The 15,404-nt window shown below is 48.0% G+C and carries 16 protein-coding genes; 2 read left to right on the top strand and 14 right to left on the bottom strand.

All coding sequences use genetic code 11. The annotated features are described in order from the left end of the window. Window positions 1–22: 22 nt before the first annotated feature. The 3 genes from HMPREF0980_RS15040 to HMPREF0980_RS15030 form a co-directional block, all read right to left on the bottom strand. Window positions 23–1,876, bottom strand: a complete 1,854-nt coding sequence (locus tag HMPREF0980_RS15040; protein ID WP_049729909.1) for a putative bifunctional diguanylate cyclase/phosphodiesterase — start codon at window positions 1,874–1,876, stop codon at window positions 23–25. A gap of 120 nt (window positions 1,877–1,996) precedes the next feature. Further along, complete coding sequence (locus tag HMPREF0980_RS15035; protein ID WP_049729908.1) at window positions 1,997–2,683, bottom strand: GyrI-like domain-containing protein; 687 nt, start codon at window positions 2,681–2,683, stop codon at window positions 1,997–1,999. After that, the gene (locus tag HMPREF0980_RS15030; protein WP_049729907.1) at window positions 2,676–3,017 is read right to left on the bottom strand and encodes a TfoX/Sxy family protein; all 342 of its coding nucleotides are present in this window, start codon (window positions 3,015–3,017) and stop codon (window positions 2,676–2,678) included. Before HMPREF0980_RS15030 ends, HMPREF0980_RS15035 begins: the two co-directional genes overlap by 8 nt. A gap of 189 nt (window positions 3,018–3,206) precedes the next feature. Here HMPREF0980_RS15030 and dcm point away from each other — a divergent pair, with 189 nt between their 5' ends. After that, window positions 3,207–4,433 carry a DNA (cytosine-5-)-methyltransferase gene (gene dcm, locus HMPREF0980_RS15025; RefSeq protein WP_049729906.1) on the top strand — a complete coding sequence of 409 codons (1,227 nt, stop codon included), beginning with the start codon at window positions 3,207–3,209 and terminating at the stop codon, window positions 4,431–4,433. A gap of 62 nt (window positions 4,434–4,495) precedes the next feature. Here dcm and HMPREF0980_RS15020 read toward each other — a convergent pair whose 3' ends face one another. The 7 genes from HMPREF0980_RS15020 to HMPREF0980_RS14990 all read right to left on the bottom strand — a co-directional run bounded on the left by HMPREF0980_RS15020 (window position 4,496) and on the right by HMPREF0980_RS14990 (window position 10,258). Beyond that, window positions 4,496–5,947, bottom strand: coding sequence for a Sau3AI family type II restriction endonuclease (locus HMPREF0980_RS15020; protein ID WP_049729905.1), 1,452 nt, complete (start codon window positions 5,945–5,947; stop codon window positions 4,496–4,498). Window positions 5,948–5,961: 14 nt separating this feature from the next. After that, window positions 5,962–6,414, bottom strand: coding sequence for a very short patch repair endonuclease (locus tag HMPREF0980_RS15015; RefSeq protein ID WP_049729904.1), 453 nt, complete (start codon window positions 6,412–6,414; stop codon window positions 5,962–5,964). A gap of 46 nt (window positions 6,415–6,460) precedes the next feature. Further along, window positions 6,461–6,877 carry a YjdF family protein gene (locus HMPREF0980_RS15010; protein WP_049729903.1) on the bottom strand — a complete coding sequence of 139 codons (417 nt, stop codon included), beginning with the start codon at window positions 6,875–6,877 and terminating at the stop codon, window positions 6,461–6,463. A 303-nt stretch (window positions 6,878–7,180) separates the two neighbouring features. Beyond that, on the bottom strand, window positions 7,181–7,621 hold the full coding sequence (locus HMPREF0980_RS15005) for a hypothetical protein (protein WP_049729902.1): 441 nt from the start codon (window positions 7,619–7,621) through the stop codon (window positions 7,181–7,183). A 63-nt stretch (window positions 7,622–7,684) separates the two neighbouring features. Next, the gene (locus HMPREF0980_RS19175) at window positions 7,685–8,413 is read right to left on the bottom strand and encodes a sensor histidine kinase (RefSeq protein ID WP_198146293.1); all 729 of its coding nucleotides are present in this window, start codon (window positions 8,411–8,413) and stop codon (window positions 7,685–7,687) included. Window positions 8,414–8,987: 574 nt separating this feature from the next. Further along, the gene (locus HMPREF0980_RS14995) at window positions 8,988–9,713 is read right to left on the bottom strand and encodes a LytR/AlgR family response regulator transcription factor (RefSeq protein WP_049729900.1); all 726 of its coding nucleotides are present in this window, start codon (window positions 9,711–9,713) and stop codon (window positions 8,988–8,990) included. Between the two features lie 29 nt (window positions 9,714–9,742). After that, on the bottom strand, window positions 9,743–10,258 hold the full coding sequence (locus tag HMPREF0980_RS14990; protein WP_049729899.1) for a hypothetical protein: 516 nt from the start codon (window positions 10,256–10,258) through the stop codon (window positions 9,743–9,745). Between the two features lie 228 nt (window positions 10,259–10,486). On the opposite strand from HMPREF0980_RS14990, the gene HMPREF0980_RS14985 reads away from it, so the two are divergent. Further along, the gene (locus HMPREF0980_RS14985) at window positions 10,487–11,146 is read left to right on the top strand and encodes a DUF3298 and DUF4163 domain-containing protein (RefSeq protein ID WP_049729898.1); all 660 of its coding nucleotides are present in this window, start codon (window positions 10,487–10,489) and stop codon (window positions 11,144–11,146) included. Here the strand turns inward: HMPREF0980_RS14985 and HMPREF0980_RS14980 are convergent. The 4 genes from HMPREF0980_RS14980 to HMPREF0980_RS14965 form a co-directional block, all read right to left on the bottom strand. Beyond that, window positions 11,143–12,297, bottom strand: coding sequence for an ROK family transcriptional regulator (locus HMPREF0980_RS14980; protein ID WP_049729897.1), 1,155 nt, complete (start codon window positions 12,295–12,297; stop codon window positions 11,143–11,145). The two genes, HMPREF0980_RS14985 and HMPREF0980_RS14980, sit on opposite strands and share 4 nt — an antisense overlap. Window positions 12,298–12,361: 64 nt before the next feature. After that, window positions 12,362–13,423, bottom strand: coding sequence for an aldose epimerase family protein (locus HMPREF0980_RS14975; RefSeq protein ID WP_049729896.1), 1,062 nt, complete (start codon window positions 13,421–13,423; stop codon window positions 12,362–12,364). 35 nt (window positions 13,424–13,458) lie between these two features. Continuing rightward, window positions 13,459–14,487 (bottom strand): carbohydrate kinase family protein, encoded by a 1,029-nt coding sequence (locus HMPREF0980_RS14970; RefSeq protein ID WP_049729895.1) that lies wholly within the window; start codon window positions 14,485–14,487, stop codon window positions 13,459–13,461. Between the two features lie 19 nt (window positions 14,488–14,506). Continuing rightward, complete coding sequence (locus HMPREF0980_RS14965; RefSeq protein WP_049729894.1) at window positions 14,507–15,400, bottom strand: 6-phosphogluconolactonase; 894 nt, start codon at window positions 15,398–15,400, stop codon at window positions 14,507–14,509. Between the last annotated feature and the right edge of the window lie 4 nt (window positions 15,401–15,404).

The raw sequence follows: 15,404 nt of genomic DNA, 5'->3' as shown, positions 1-15,404 counted from the left end.
TTCAATATGTATGTACAAAATGCTAAACTGCCTGTACCGACTGCCTGTCCAGTTCTGCACCAAACTCTTCCGCCGGCATAGGTTTATAATAGTAATAGCCTTGTATATAGTCGCAGCCACACTCTTTCAGGAAGGCAACCTGGCTCTCCGTTTCAATCCCTTCCGCTACCGCCTTGATATTCAGCTGGTATATCATATGCAGCACTTCTTTCACTATAATCTGTTCCTTTTTTAAATCCTTGCTTTCTCTAAAGAACAGTGCATCCAGTTTCAATGTATCAATATCGAGGTTCTTCAGCATTCCAAGGGATGAATACCCTGTTCCAAAGTCGTCCATAGAACAGAGGAATCCATTTTCATGCAGATCTTTTACTATCTGCGTCATATACTTTTCGTTCTCACATGCCACCGTCTCTGTAAATTCAATCTCCAGCATGTTGTCAGGAATGCCATAGCGCTCTTTTATCTCTTTATATGCATCGATAAAGTCCGCGGTGTAGAACGTAAGCTTTGATACATTGACCGACACCGGAACGACCGCCCGTCCTTTTTCATACCGCTCATGCATCAGCCGGCACACTGACTCGAATACATACTGGTCCAGCTTTCTTATGCTGTGGTTCTTTTCAAACAGCGTGATAAATTCTCCCGGCGTAATGAACTCGCCGTCAGCCGTTATCCACCGTATGAGCGCTTCCGCTCCTTCTATCCTCCCCTCAAATGGGGAGACCTTCGGCTGCAGATAGACACGGAACTCCCCTGTGTCAAGACCTTTCTGCAGACGGTCCGTCAGATATATCTCCCGGAACATCTTCTGCCTGATGCTGTCATCATAAAAGGCATAATGTACATCCGGCTTGTTCTTTATCGTCTTCTGCGCATAGTTGGCCCGATTGATCAGCCCGTTTATGTCTAACTGTTCTATGACGTCTTCCCTGCAGCAGAAACCACATGCAATCGTTATCGAATGCTTGTCCGGCAGGACATCCAGATTCATAAAGCGGCGGTCCAGCTCCTTCTGTTCTTCCAACATGAGCTCTTTGTCTTCATAAAAACGCAGCAAGACAAAACGGTCCGCCATCACCCTGGCTAAAAGCTCTCCTTTTCTGAGCGATGCAGTCATCACTTCCGCATACTTCTGGAGGATAGCGTCCCCCACCTCATATCCAAACACATCGTTGATGTATTTGAAATTTTCAAAATCAATATATAGAATGGCTGCCCGGGCATCTGTGCTGTCAAGCATCTTCTGGGCATCTGTATAGAAGCGCTCCGTTGTCAAAGCACCTGTAAGCTTGTCACGTCCCGCCATATCTGCCAGCGTCTCTGTCTTTTTACGGAGCCTGAAATATTCCCGCACGTAATATCCTATGATGACTATGCTGATCAGAAAGCAGAAAATACCCATAACGATGAGCTGTCTGGCCAGCGATGCCGAACGCATTCCCGAATACTTTTCTATGGAAAATACTGTATCGTTTGCTATATCAAACAATTCCTCGCTTGAAGCAAGAAGCTTTTCTTTGTCATGCCCGCTTCTCACTTCGGCTATTTCCGTCTTAATCTGTTCCCATCTTTCCCCGAGCTTCTCCAGATTATCATTAAACGCTCCATAGCCGGTCCTCTCAAGTCCATATTCGCCTTCTCCGGTCAAAAGCTCATCCATGATACTGCTCACATAATTGATGAGATTATCGTCCGGCATATCGTTCGTCTCCAGCTTTATCACCCGCTGGGATGCCCCCCGCACGATTCCGACATAGTTGATCAGCCTGCCGTAATTTTCAATATCCGACATCGATCTCGCAGATAAAAAACTCATGATGAGAATGACTGCTACAATAAGCGGAAACCCCAATTTAACTATTTTCTTCATAATCCTGCTCCACATCTGCCCTTAAAAACTATATTTTATTATATCAATGCAAAACTCTATACACATTCTATCACAAAACTACCAGATGTGGGCATATTTTACTGTCTATTTTTCAGGATATCATTTATAACTGGACGATTCGGTGTCACGCCTTTTTACCGGGTGGCGGATTACGGTCCGCAGGCGTTCCGGCTTCGTCCGCCTCGGGTCACCGAGATAGATCTCATGATGGCGGCGTTCTTCCCCTATGTCGCATATATATCCGCTTTCCTCGATGAACTTTCCTAACTTCTCTATCGTAGCCGGTTCATCGTCGTATGGGCCGATGTGCATGACCTGGCAGCAGAGGCCTTCCGTATATGTTACAAGCCTCGTCGATGAAAGGTCTATGTCGGGATGCTTCTTCCTCAGGCTCTCTTTTGCCCATTCAAATACGTCCGGCGTAACAAATTCAGGCTGCCGGATCATAGATATCCATTGAAACTTGTCCTTTTGTCCGGCCAGTCCCGTAGTTCCCAGATACCTATCCCCATCCATCCACCAGAGGCCTTCCAGCGGCGGCACGACATATTCAAAATATCCCTTTGGCTGGCTGCCGCTCATCTTGCTCATCTTGATGCCAAAGGAAAGACCGTATAACACCTCCATCGCATTCTTATAGCTTTGGGCCGTGTTCGGATCCCCTTCCCCTTCTACCTGTATGAAAACCATCTCTGGCACATCGATAACCATAGGTTTTGTCTTTGGAAGATACAGATCCTTATATTCTTTTTTGTAATCCAGCTTCGTTACCTTCTCTTTATCCATTCTTCTTCCTCTCTGCCTTTTTCTTTTTCGGCTTTGGTTCCGGCAGTTCCTTATACGTCTCTGCCGCCAATATGCACAGGCGCTCGCTGTCATCAATGTCTTCTACGAGAAAATATGGTTTTGCTCCCTCGTAAGGCGGCACTTCCTCCAGCTCCGGCCAGATATTCCTCCCTGCTTCTGTAATCTTGACGAAGAACTGGTCGTCACAGATCAGTGCAAATATCTTCCCGTCACAGTACATGCCATACTCCCCGAACATCTTCCGGTAAGTAATCTCTCCCGCGCCTGCAAGCTGGTCCGCGATATACGCTACAAATTCTTTGCTTGAAGCCATCTTCAATCCCCCTTTATCTTGTCCGTGCTTATAGTATAGCACGTGAATCACGACATCTGTATGTCATGATTATACATATACTTTGTCTGCCCTGCAGCCCTCCAATTTTATACAGCTTGATTTGCCGCTTGTTTTATTTCTCCACCTACTTTATAATATAATAGATTCTGAACAGAAAGGATTGTTTATATGAAAGTATGCGAACTATTCGCAGGTGTCGGCGGTTTCCGGTATGGGCTGGAGCGTTATTCCGATGAGTTTGAAACCGTGTTCTTCAACCAGTGGGAGCCTTCTTATAAAAGCCAATTTGCATATGAGTGCTATATAAAGCACTACCCGTTAGATACCATCGCCGAAGACCTGCGTCCGTACACCAACCTTGATATACATCAGGTCCCCAAGGACAAGCTGCCGGACTTCGACCTGCTTGTAGGGGGATTCCCCTGCCAGAACTATTCCGTGGCAGGCCCGAAATCTTCAAAGGGCATAGAGGGTACAAAGGGAATCCTCTGGTGGGATATCCGGTCGACTCTGGAGGCAAAATCGCCTTCCTATGTCCTGCTTGAAAATGTGGACAGGCTGCTGAAATCACCTGCCTCGCAGAGAGGACGTGACTTCGGTGTCATCCTGAAATGCTTCGACGAACTGGACTATGACGTCCAATGGCGTGTCATCAATGCGGCAGAATACGGAAAACCGCAGAAAAGGCGCCGCACTTTTATCTTCGCATATAAAAATAATTTAGAATATGCCAGGGAAAACCCCGATTTTTTTGGCGGCATTTTCCCCTGTACCTATGAAGAAAAGACGTGTAAGCAGGCTACGGTAAGAGATCTTGACATCTCACAGATCAGTGAATCTTTTGCTTTCACATTTGAAACGTCCGGCCATATGGCAGACGGAATCATCACAACGAGAAAAGCGGCGGCAGTGAAGGCCGAAAATGACCGCATCCTTGGCTCCATACTCGTGCCCGCACCGGATGACAGCTATAATATTAAAAACGAAGCTCCGTGGATTGAAGCAAAGCAATCCAAGAAAAAGGAACGGACGACAAAGGAAGGATTTACTTATATCTTTTCTGAGGGTACCTGCCCGTATCCTGATAACGAGGCGGTTCCCGCCAGAACGATGCTGACAAGCGAAGGTTCCGTGAACCGCTCCTCCCACGTCGTACTGGATCCGGCCACAGGACAGAAACGGATCCTGCTCCCCCTGGAAGCAGAACGGATCCAGACTTTCCCTGACAACTGGACAGAACATGGCATACAGATGCTGGAGGATGGCAATACGGTGGAGACGACCTTAAGCAACCGGCAGCGCTACTTCCTGATGGGAAATGCACTTGTCACAGAGCTTGTCACCGATATGGCACCAGAAATCTTGAGAATATACCATGAAGGTAACGTGCATTAAACGCAGTCGAAGCGGGTCGGCCCATATGGCCGGCCCGCTTCGCCGTACACTGCCAGATTACCTTAAACTTCCAGCTGCTCCAGCAGATAGCTGTTGTTGATCCAAAAGCTCTGCCTTGTCATGAACTCCCCGCTTGGAAGTTCATCGGCATCTCTTCCTATATTGCCTGAGACAAACCCGTCCAGCTTATAAGCGCTTTTCACTGCATGAGGCCTGACATGGATTATCCGGTTGTCCTTCTTTGCCGGAATATTATTGTGGACGATATATCCTTTTTTCACAGGAGAAATGTGAAAGCTCACGCCGTTAATAATTCTTTCTTTCACCCTTTCCCATCCGTCTCTGACCGTCTCGTTCAAATCACGGTACGGCATGTTCCAGAACCGGCACTTATGCACACGGTAGACATCCCCTGCCTTTTTAAAAATGACAAAGAAAAACCTTGTCTCATCGAAATACCTGAATACGTCCGAATCTTCCCACGTCTGCGCGGCCAGCTCCTTGAATCTAAACGGCGGAAAGGACATGCTCTCTTTTATCGAATTGTTTTCTTCCAGACGTATCACCTTGACTACGATGTTCGCCTTCTGGAATTCTCCGGCATGGTTCCCTCTGATGCCAAGCATCCGGTACGCCAGATCGTACCACTGCGCTTTATTATTGTTATATTCTCTGCCGTACAGGGCGCACAGCTCTCTGTCACTCTCTCCATAATGACATGCAATACGGGACGTGATAACCTCTTCAAAGGACCTCCCCGCCAGCTCCTCTGCATCGCGGATTAATGGCTCATATACGGTCCTTCCCGGCATAATATACGTGTGCAGTATATAATCCATGTACTGCCTCTTGAAGCAGAAAGCCCTTTTTCTTGCAGGCGTATGCGGAGGATAGAACTGGGGGCGCATGCTGGAAGCCGCCGTCGCGCCTTTTGTACATGCACCCAGATACAGCGTATCGCTCTCACTCAGCTCTTCGGCTTTTCCCTCCTCAATCTTCCGGATTATGCTGTTGTAGTCCTGCACGATAATCGGCATATCCTCCCGGGCCGGTGATACCATATTTGCAAATGTAATCTTATACAGCGTATTGTATGCCAGCCTTTTATCTCTCTCGTAATATACGAGCAGGATTCTGCGGCACTTCTTCCACACATGAGACTCATAAAAATCCTTTTCCACCGCATCCTCGTATGAAATCATCGTCAGGACAAGCCGCTCTCCAGCAGATATGCCGCCATTTTTCAGCACATCATAGCAGGTTACTTTCAGTTCAACTCCCGCCTCCGGGAAATCGGCTTCCTGGTCGCTGTTCGCCTTATAGCCGAAGTATTTCTCTTCCAGCAAATTCCCTAGCTTTCCCTTCTGGCTGGGATTGGAGTAATCAATCTTGCTGTCGTTAATTGCATAATCCAAATACCGGCTCTCTTCCAGCACCTGGAGGAATGTCTTGCCTGTCAGTCCCTTTGCGTACGCCTCTATAGAAGCCGGGTCCGTCTTATCATATGGCAGCATATCGTTTCCCTCTCTCACACTTCATCCAAATCAATATCTTGTAAACGATTTTCAAATATCGTTTCTTCGATTACTTTTATACACTCTTCCGTATTTTTGAGAATATCTTTTCCCCAGAAATGAATCACCGTCCATCCCATGAACAGCAGCTTTTTGTCCACCTCGTCGTCCCTTTCCATATTTCTGGATATTTTCCCAACCCAGTAGCCGGGGTTATTTCCTCTCTCCAGCTTCGGCCTGAGAACGAGCCAGTCTTTTCCGTGGAAGAACTCGCTGTCGCAGAAGATGCAGATATGATATTTCGTGAGGACGATATCAGGAGAACCCGGCAGCCCTTTATAGTTCTTCCGGTACCTGTATCCTCTGCTCCACAGCGCTTTTCTGAGCTTCACTTCGATACTGGTGTCCTGCCTGTGGATATGGCTCATCGTCTTGCTCCGCTGCTCCTTCGTCATAACATCCGTCATAACTATCACCAACCGTCTTTTTCATTTTGCAGGCAGCGCCGGGGCATTATCTGCCCCGGTGCTTTTCCTTCTTCTTCTGCTGCTTCAACTCAAACTTACGCAGTTTTTCGGCTTCTCTGTGCTCTTTAACCGATCCCCTCCGCTCTGTTTTCATCTGCTCATGCTGCAGCTGTAATGCCTGTTGGGATTTGGTCCCCGTCCCCCAGTCTTCCATCTGCTTACGCACCTTGCGCTGCATCCGCTTCGGGTTCACATGCAGCTCCTTGACAGCCGTCTCCACAGCCGGACTGAATCGCAGCCTGTAGTAATTCTCAAGTAAGAATCCATATACCTCGTAGGACTTCGGCTCCGGCCCGAATGTAACCTTGCTGGCCGACAGCCCTTCCTCTGTGGTTCTCTCCACCACCCCGACCCAGAATGGATCCTCGAAATACACACATACTGATACCGATACTCTGTCCATGATGATTCCTCCTTAATATATTTTCACAGACAAAGAATGGACGACCTAAGGAGGAAGGTTACTGATATCCTGCCGGATATGCCTGGACTACCAACCAGACTGTGTTTTTATCTCTGCTACTTTAATGCTAATCTCTTTCCGGTCCCCTGTCAAGATTGGCTCTTTGTTTATTGGGCTGCCGCCGCTGTTATTTCGTATTGGCTGCCAAATTCTCCAGCCGCGCATAAATCTATCTGTAAACGAAAAGCGGCGGCCTTGCTATTACCAAGGCCGCCGCCAAACAGATTCACAGACGCTTCAAGACTATTTATATTCCGCATGCTGCCGTCTGTAGGAATCATTATCCTTTGCTCTGAGTTCGTTTTCTATTTGTTGTAATTGTCTTTCCAGTTTATACTGACGCTCTGTATTATCTTCCGCCTTAATTATCTGCTGCTCAATTTGTGCTTTCTTCTCTTTTAAGCTTTTGATTTCAGCGTCTACCTTATCTGTATTTACCGTACATACCATCTCTGATTTTACATCAGGCAGAGAGTCCTTTTCCTCTTTTGGCATGCCTTCTTCCTCATGTATGTATTCATCGAATCTTGGAGACGGCGTATCAGTTCCCGGTGTAAGTTCAGCTCCTGTCTCCACCGGTTCCGCCTGCGCTGCCTCCTGCGTCTTCTCTTGCCGCTTAGGAGCAGGCATTTCTTTTCCCTTTGTATAATTTGTATAAGCAGTTGGCGTTACATCAGTTATCATGTCAATATCCTCCTTTGCACTTCTTTTGCCCATGAGTTCATTGTAGAGGTATCGACAACAATTTCAATCATTATGTAATGAAATGTCTTCTGGCCGTATTGAGATGTTTAACAAGATACTTAATACAAACTTTCCTTCTTTTCTTTCCACCGTCATAAATCCTCCATATTTTTCGGAGACTGTCTTTATATTGCTCAATCCGATTCCGAAGCCAGGCACAGGCAGCCGCTCTTTTCGGCAAGTATTTTCAAATTCCATCATATAAAAATCACCTTGCCGCTCGCCGGCAATATGTATCATGCCCGGTGCATCTGCCTTCTTACACGCTTGTATGGCATTATCAAGTGCATTTGCAAAGATGACGCACCAGTCCAAATCCGTGACCACACAGGTGGATGGAAGCGCAAGAGAGACGTCGAGCTTGATTGTATTCGCCTTGCATAACGCCAATTTATTCTCCAGCAGAATATCCACCACTGGATTGCCGGTCGTAAAAGGAAACGATAATTCACCTGTTGCCGCATCTAGTTTTTGTAAATATGTCTGTGCCTGCCCGATGTTTCCAGCCTTCAAAAAACCATCCAATACCGTCAGATGATTTTTAACGTCATGCCGGAATGCCCTTGTGTTTTCGTATCGCGCCTGTGCCTCCACAACATAGGACTTTTGCGCACGGGTTTCCTGCATCAGCGAAGCCAGCGCGGATTCTGTCTGAAACCCATCATAGACACGTCGGTAAGCATAGAGGGAGCTGAACATCACCATGATTCCAAGTAGTTGTAATATCAGCATAGTAAGGTGCCTGTCCAATTCGGGCGGTGCGGGTATGGTCACGGTGTTTCCATAATTGGCGGATAGAAGATACGTCTCTACTGCAAAGAGAAATATACCCGGTGGCAGAAGCAGCCAGATACAGTGTTCACTCTGACTCTGCCGTGGCAGAAAGCACTGATAAATAAGCCGGTAACAGCCATAGCATAATGCGAGAGGCAGAAGTATTGATAATATGATAACTGCACAGAACCAAAAGGAATGATCAAGCATAAGGGGTAAGACCAAAGATAACATCGGATTCATAATGCCAAACGAAACTTGCGATACGTATGCCGCCAGAACTGCCCATACGCCGGATACAGAACGGCTTCTTTTCAGCACAGAACGATTCACCAGGTACATAAGCAATATGTTGAGCAGATAACCTATGTCATGAAACGGCAGCAATGCGCTTATGCAGCAGACGCCATAAAAAAGAGAGAGGTAAATTGCAGACTGCCATATCTTTATGCGGACACCTGTAGCACGGCAGACGAAAAAAAGCTGTAAGATGCCGATTCCGCATATATATATTACGTTGTATATGAAAAATTCAAACCAATCCACGGTATTGCCGCCTTTCTTTCATATGTAGCAAAAGAGCCTGTGCAAGTCCCTGTTCCCGCAGACGTGAAACAGGTATATCACCACCCTCCGACAATTGAACCCGTCCGTCACGACACCCGCGTACATAATCCAGATTGACGAGATAGCTTCTGTGACACCTGAAAAAACGGCTGTCCATCTGTTTTTCTAAATTATCAAACTTCTCGTAAAAGTCTATCGTCCCGCCACCTTGCTGATGCAGATATATCTTCCGACCTAATACTTCACAATATATAAGCTGGGAAAAAGGAATCACTTGACAGGTATTCCCTTTTCGAATCGTTAGCGTGTGTACGTCCTCCTGCAGCAGAGTATTCCTTGCTCTATCTAATGTGCGGCGAAAGCGGACTTCGTCCAGCGGCTTAAGAAGATAATCATATGGTTCTGCCTCAAACGAATCAAATACGTTATCTTTTAGAATGGTAATAAAAATGAGCAGACCCTGGAATCCCCTCTGCCGTAAATACTTTGCAGTCTTCATACCATCTGGCTGCTCCATCTGAATGTCAAGAAATAAGATATCATATGCTTGTTTGCTCTCCAGAAGCGCCTTCCCACTATCGAAACGTAGTATTTTATGCTCTATATGCCTTTCTTCTGCATATTTTGAAAGCCTGGACACAACATCATCCAGCATAAAAGGTTCGTCATCGCAAACGGCAAATACTATCATCTTGATTCCCTCGTCATCTATAAAACTTTCTATTTCCAGACAGCTTCTATGAGCTCCTGCAGGAACCTGACAAAGTCAGGGCCTGCCTCCGGCAGCGGCTTGTCATTGTCATATTGAAAATCATAGGCATAGCCAGCCACATTATCATCTGCTTCATTGCCCCATCTTGCATGCTCCATATGGCTTCTGCGGACAAGGAGCGTGGCACATGGCGTCTCCACCTTGCTCTTAAACTTGTCTATCTCTTCACCCTCTCTTATATGGACGAAAAGAATCTGAGATTCGCTGTCCAGAAACTTTCGGTATTCCTCCACGAGGTATCTTGTAGGAAGGTCATTGTATTCCGTAAATACTTTCTTCAGGTCTGCCAGGAACTTTCTGGACCTGGCGTCCTTTTCCCCTTTCCAGCCGTATTCAGCCGCTATGTCCTTAATCGGGGTGATAGAAGATATATTCGTGACTTTAAAGGCCTCAGCCGCCAGATCGCACAGCGTGTCCTTACCTACCCCGCCATTTCCGTTAATAATGATGACTACTTTTCTCATACTGTCTGCTCCCTTGTCAATATCTTTTTATTATAAAGAATAATCAGGAAAAACACAAGCTGCAAGGTATATGGACGGTGGGTACAGATGCGAAGCTGTGATATACACGGTACGGCCTGGACAGCATCTGAAATATTCATACAACAAGCCACCAGGCAATATATTATATATGATATGAAACCGGGGCGGGATATTGTTGGCCTGCCTCATATATGGTTGGAGGGTCCTATGCAGAAAATCCGTAACAATACACTGAAAGACATCCTGTTCTACAATGACATTGCCGTCTTTACCTACAAGATAGACTACCCGTTCTTCCTCACTACGTGCAGCACCTCTGCTGCCCGCGGCATCAATGCGTATTATGCCGCCAAAGCAGAAAAGCTGGAACAATACTGCCGCACCGTGCTGTATGATGAAGCGGTAGAAAGCGCCCGCTATATACAGAAGAACAATCCTCCGTTTCACAGCTATGAGCTGGAGGAAGTGTACACGGTCACTTATAACGAGCGCTGCATCACAAGCCTCTATACCGAGCAGTATACGTACATGGGAGGAGCCCATGGCGCCACCGAACGGACATCCGACACGTGGGACTTCAGTTCAGGCCGCCGAATCGAGCTGTCCGATTTCTATCCCGGGAACCGTGATTATCCAGACCGCATAAAGGCTTGTATAGAGGAACAGACTGCCCAGAGGCTTAAGGCTGCCCCTTCGACCTATTTTGACAATTATCCCGAACTCATACGGCAGAACTTTCATAAGGACAACTTTTATATGAATGCCGACGGAATCGTCCTATACTTTCAGCAGTATGATATCGCTCCTTATTCCAGCGGACTGCCTGAATTCGAGCTGCACTTTAAGGATAGCAGTCCTCCTGTCTAGATAATGCTTTCAGCAGTAAATAAGTGTTCGATACTCTTATGTATCGCTCCCAGAACGCCTTCTTTGTTATCCAGCTCTGAGAGGACAATCTTCGGCGGAAACGGGATATGGTTGCCTAGCATGGAACGCCACGTGTCGATGAACACGTTGCCGAATGCTGTTCCCAGGCCGCCGGAGATGATGACCGCCTCCAGATCTAATGCAGCGCATAAATTAATCAATGTCACCCCGATATTGATTGATATTTCATCCAGAACCGAACGGACATACAAATCATCTGCCCGGTATCTTTCCACGAGCAGTTCCACTTCCTGCTGGAAGTTATCATGTGAGATAAACTTCTCTATCTTCTCTTTAGAGATAATACTTTCCAGCACGCCTACTTCTTCGAACGAATCCCTGAGCTTCATAGGCTCTGCCACCATGTATCCGATTTCTCCCGCGGCGTTATGGCTGCCGGAATATATCCTGCCGTTCAGGACGAGTGCCGAGCCGACCCCGACCCCATAGTTGATGACGATAAAGTTGCCATACCCTTTCCCGGCGCCCTCCGCCTGTTCTCCTATGGCACCCATATTGACACTGTTTTCAAGTATCAGCTCAGTTTCAAATTCTTCTTTAATCCTCTTTTTAAACTGTTTCAAATCTATATCCGGGAAATACGGAGCAAGCAGTATCGTGTCGCCTCTGATTACCCCCGGCAGACCGATTCCGATACAGAGGATATCCTTTTCCGTCTTTCCGCCTTCTGCGAGCGCCTGCCTGACAACGTCAACGACTGCATCATGCAGCTCTTGTGCATCCCCGCCAGAGACGGCGGGAGCTTTCACATAGCCCAATACCTTTCCCATCAGGTCGGCAACCATAGCCCGGATCCAAAACCTGCCGATGTCGACGCCGATGACAAATCCCATCTCCTCATTAAATGACAGAAGCATGGACTTTCGTCCCAGTGAGTTGTCGCCTTCTCCGGATTCCCTGACATGACCTTGTTCAATTAATATCTTCACATTTGCTGAAATCGCCGGAAAGCTCATTCCAAGCCTTCTGGCCAGATCGGCTTTGGACATACTTCCATTCAAGCGAAGGCAGTTCAGAATCAGCATTCTGTTCGCCTCGCCAAGATCTTCAGGTTTGCCTCCTTTTTTCATCTCATACCCTCCTGTTTAACGCCAATTATACCATGGTGCGGCCTGATTTACAACAATTCCCAGTTTACCCTCCGGTGTAGGAGAACTTCAGCCTGATCGTATGTTCATAAGTCTCATTTCTCCTGAGCACGGCCGGCGGGAACTGTCTGTAGTTTGGAGCCGCGGGATAGTACTGGGGCTCCAGGCACAACCCTCCCCGGAAGCCATAGCGGCATCCGCCTTTACCTGTTTCACCGCCGTTCAGATAGTTGCCGCTGTAAAACTGGAGGCCCGGAAGGTCGGAATACAGCCCCATCCGTACATCATTGCTGCTGCTTTCCAGCTCTGCAACTTTCCTTACCGTGCCCGCAGGCCCGCCGATATTCCAGTTGTGGTCATACCCTTCACTGATATCGAGCTGCTTATACGGCTGTCCGATTCGTTCACCAATTCTTGTCATGGTGAGAAAATCCATCGGTGTCCCGGACACATCCAGCACATTGCCATTGGGGCAGCAGTCCTCTGACAATTCAAGGAACCGGCTGCTGTAGATTTTCAGCCTGTGATTTTCTATGCTGCCGCTGTCATGCCCGTCAAGATTGTAATAGCTGTGGTTCGTCATGTTCAGCACCGTGTCCTTGTCACTGTGCGCACGGTGTATCATTATGACCTCATCATTGTCCGTCAGCTCATAGCTCGATTCCACTTCCAGATTCCCCGGAAAGCCTTCCTCTCCGTCTTCTATCAATGCATGAAATGTTACTTTATTGTTATCCTCATCAAGGCCGGCCGCAAAAAGGTGCTTGTCAAAGCCGCGTTTTCCCCCGTGGAGGGTATTTTCATGGTCGTTTTTAAACAAACGATACTGCCTTCCGTCCAGCCAGAAGCTCCCGCCTCGTATCTGTCCCGCATACCGGCCAATCGTCGCCCCCAGGTAGAGGCCTGTACGCTCATATCCGCCGGCGCTGTCAAATCCAAGCACTACATCCCTCGGCCGCCCGTCATTCTGGGGCAGCCGGACCGCCTGCAAGGCAGCCCCAAAGTCTGTGATGCTGACCGTCACATCGTTTTTATTTTTGAGCGTGTAGAGAAACGCATCCTGTCCGCCAGACAGCCTGCCAAACGGCCGGACTTTTATATGTGCCATATATCTTCCCCTCTTCCCAAATGTTATTTTGCTATTTAGATAAAATGATTTTCTGCAGTCCATCCATTTTTGCAGATCAGACCTTGAATCGTCATAGGGCTCACATGGAATGCGATGCTGTCCTCACATTCCACTGCCATTCCGGCGCAGATCGTTCCAAGCTCCGGCGCGCTTCTGAGTGTCGTTTCTCCGAACACGAGGTCGTTTCGTTCCTTCCGGAGTTCCATGCCCCGGGCAATACCGGCAAGGGCGCCGCCCAGAAATGCATCTCCGGCACCGGTCGTATTTATAGCGTTGCCAAGTAATGGGGGAATCCTTTCCACCGATTGGCTGGCGTAAGTATATGCCCCATCTCTGCCGCATGTCATCAGGATTGACAGACAAGGGTTCCAATTTCCTAACTTATCTGCCAGCTTCCTGAGCAGTATCTCCCCCGTCTCGCTGCTATGGGCGACTGCCTGTGCCTCTTCCAAGTTGACGGCAAGGATGTCCACATACCTGTATATGGATAGCTCTTCAAACTCCTCTGCCTCTGAAACAGGTACCGACAAGACGGTAAGGGCCCCCTTCATCTTTCCGGCTCTTACCATCTCTGCCCGGGAAGCAACCGGTACTTCCGGAATCGCACAGACGATTGTCCTTTCATCTACGCCAATCTGCATCATGGCGTTTTTAACATATTCCGGCGTGACGAGGCCCGAAGCGCTGTTGCCGGCTGTAAAGTTGCATGTCTCTCTGTCCGGATACTGCAGGCAGATGCTGATGGTCGTCGGATACTCCGGGCTTTGGGATATGTATGTTACATCCATGCCCTGCAGACGCATTTCCTCAATTATCGCGCTGCCGCTGCCATCGGCCCCGACATATCCGACGGGGTACACCGGTATCTTGTCCTTCAGCAGGGACGCTGTATAATACAGGACAATCTGTTGTTTGCAATAATCTTTTGCAGGGCTCAATGTTACGGAACGTGACTCGCTCCGTCCAAGAGGTTTCTGCTGGCTGCTCAGGAACAGCATGCCGGTGCCGATGCCTCCGGTCGCTATAATCTTGTCAAACTTCATATATCTCCCACCTTTACCCTTATTTACTGTTTACGGCTCTGAACTCCCACTCCGGGTGTTCACTGATGGGATGGGAGGCCGTCTCTTTCGTCGCTGTAATCAAGGCGTCTGGATGTTCCTGCAGGAGCGTCATCGGATATTCCACGGTCGGCTCCGAGAACAGTGCAACCCGCAGGGCAGTCTGCTTCCACGCTCCTGTGGCGGAATAGACTCTTATTTTCTTAGCCTTCATACACTCTTTGACCCCTAATGTAATAGACATAGGCGGCATGAACTGCCAGGCCCCTCCCAATCCCCTCTGGGACAGCGCAAGTATCGTATCGTTATTGTTGTTCTGTATCCTTGCGGTGGAATTACGCACATCGTCTAACGACACTTCTACATATGGATTGCGGTTCGCCTGGTTGAACGCGATGTGTCCGTCCTGGCCCCATCCTCCCAGCGTGTAATCGATTTCCACCTCAGAAATCATCCGGGACATCTCCTGCATATTATACGGGGTCAGATAATGCCGGTTTTCCGGCAGAACTTGCAGCTCCTCTTCTATGCCGCCATAGAAATACCGTTCCATGAAAGTACGGAAATTATTGGGGTCCTCTTTCGACAGCAGTTTCCCTTCCCAGTCCAGGTTCTCATCCATGTGGTAGCAGACCATATTCCGCAGCGAAACATGCGCTTCATTCACCATATCGGTAAACGGCGCATACCATTCTTTTGGTCCGCACGGTACGATGAGCCGGAAGATGCGCTTCTCTTCGTTCGCTTTCTTTATCTCGTCCACCAGATCGCGGGCCATCACCGTTCCCAGTTCATCGGAATCCTTCACTATACGCAGGGGAACTTTCAAGTCCTCTCTCCCCGCCAGCTCTTTGGCCGGAATGCTGCACCATTTATATAAGTTTTTTAAATCCATATCT

It is taken from the genome of Dorea sp. D27 (assembly GCF_001185345.1).
Classification (GTDB): domain Bacteria; phylum Bacillota; class Clostridia; order Lachnospirales; family Lachnospiraceae; genus Extibacter.
This window is presented reverse-complemented; position numbering and strand designations above follow the sequence as displayed.

Excerpts from the sequence above, each read along its gene's own strand:
- HMPREF0980_RS15040 (WP_049729909.1), bottom strand. The coding sequence starts at position 1,876 with ATGAAGAAAATAGTTAAATTGGGGTTTCCGCTTATTGTAGCAGTCATT.
- HMPREF0980_RS19175 (WP_198146293.1), bottom strand. The coding sequence starts at position 8,413 with ATGCTGATATTACAACTACTTGGAATCATGGTGATGTTCAGCTCCCTC.
- HMPREF0980_RS15015 (WP_049729904.1), bottom strand. The coding sequence starts at position 6,414 with ATGACGGATGTTATGACGAAGGAGCAGCGGAGCAAGACGATGAGCCAT.
- HMPREF0980_RS15020 (WP_049729905.1), bottom strand. The coding sequence starts at position 5,947 with ATGCTGCCATATGATAAGACGGACCCGGCTTCTATAGAGGCGTACGCA.
- dcm (WP_049729906.1), top strand. The coding sequence starts at position 3,207 with ATGAAAGTATGCGAACTATTCGCAGGTGTCGGCGGTTTCCGGTATGGG.
- HMPREF0980_RS14985 (WP_049729898.1), top strand. The coding sequence starts at position 10,487 with ATGCAGAAAATCCGTAACAATACACTGAAAGACATCCTGTTCTACAAT.
- HMPREF0980_RS14965 (WP_049729894.1), bottom strand. The coding sequence starts at position 15,400 with ATGGATTTAAAAAACTTATATAAATGGTGCAGCATTCCGGCCAAAGAG.
- HMPREF0980_RS15035 (WP_049729908.1), bottom strand. The coding sequence starts at position 2,683 with ATGGATAAAGAGAAGGTAACGAAGCTGGATTACAAAAAAGAATATAAG.
- HMPREF0980_RS14980 (WP_049729897.1), bottom strand. The coding sequence starts at position 12,297 with ATGAAAAAAGGAGGCAAACCTGAAGATCTTGGCGAGGCGAACAGAATG.
- HMPREF0980_RS14995 (WP_049729900.1), bottom strand. The coding sequence starts at position 9,713 with ATGATAGTATTTGCCGTTTGCGATGACGAACCTTTTATGCTGGATGAT.
- HMPREF0980_RS14970 (WP_049729895.1), bottom strand. The coding sequence starts at position 14,487 with ATGAAGTTTGACAAGATTATAGCGACCGGAGGCATCGGCACCGGCATG.
- HMPREF0980_RS14975 (WP_049729896.1), bottom strand. The coding sequence starts at position 13,423 with ATGGCACATATAAAAGTCCGGCCGTTTGGCAGGCTGTCTGGCGGACAG.
- HMPREF0980_RS15010 (WP_049729903.1), bottom strand. The coding sequence starts at position 6,877 with ATGGACAGAGTATCGGTATCAGTATGTGTGTATTTCGAGGATCCATTC.
- HMPREF0980_RS15030 (WP_049729907.1), bottom strand. The coding sequence starts at position 3,017 with ATGGCTTCAAGCAAAGAATTTGTAGCGTATATCGCGGACCAGCTTGCA.
- HMPREF0980_RS15005 (WP_049729902.1), bottom strand. The coding sequence starts at position 7,621 with ATGATAACTGATGTAACGCCAACTGCTTATACAAATTATACAAAGGGA.
- HMPREF0980_RS14990 (WP_049729899.1), bottom strand. The coding sequence starts at position 10,258 with ATGAGAAAAGTAGTCATCATTATTAACGGAAATGGCGGGGTAGGTAAG.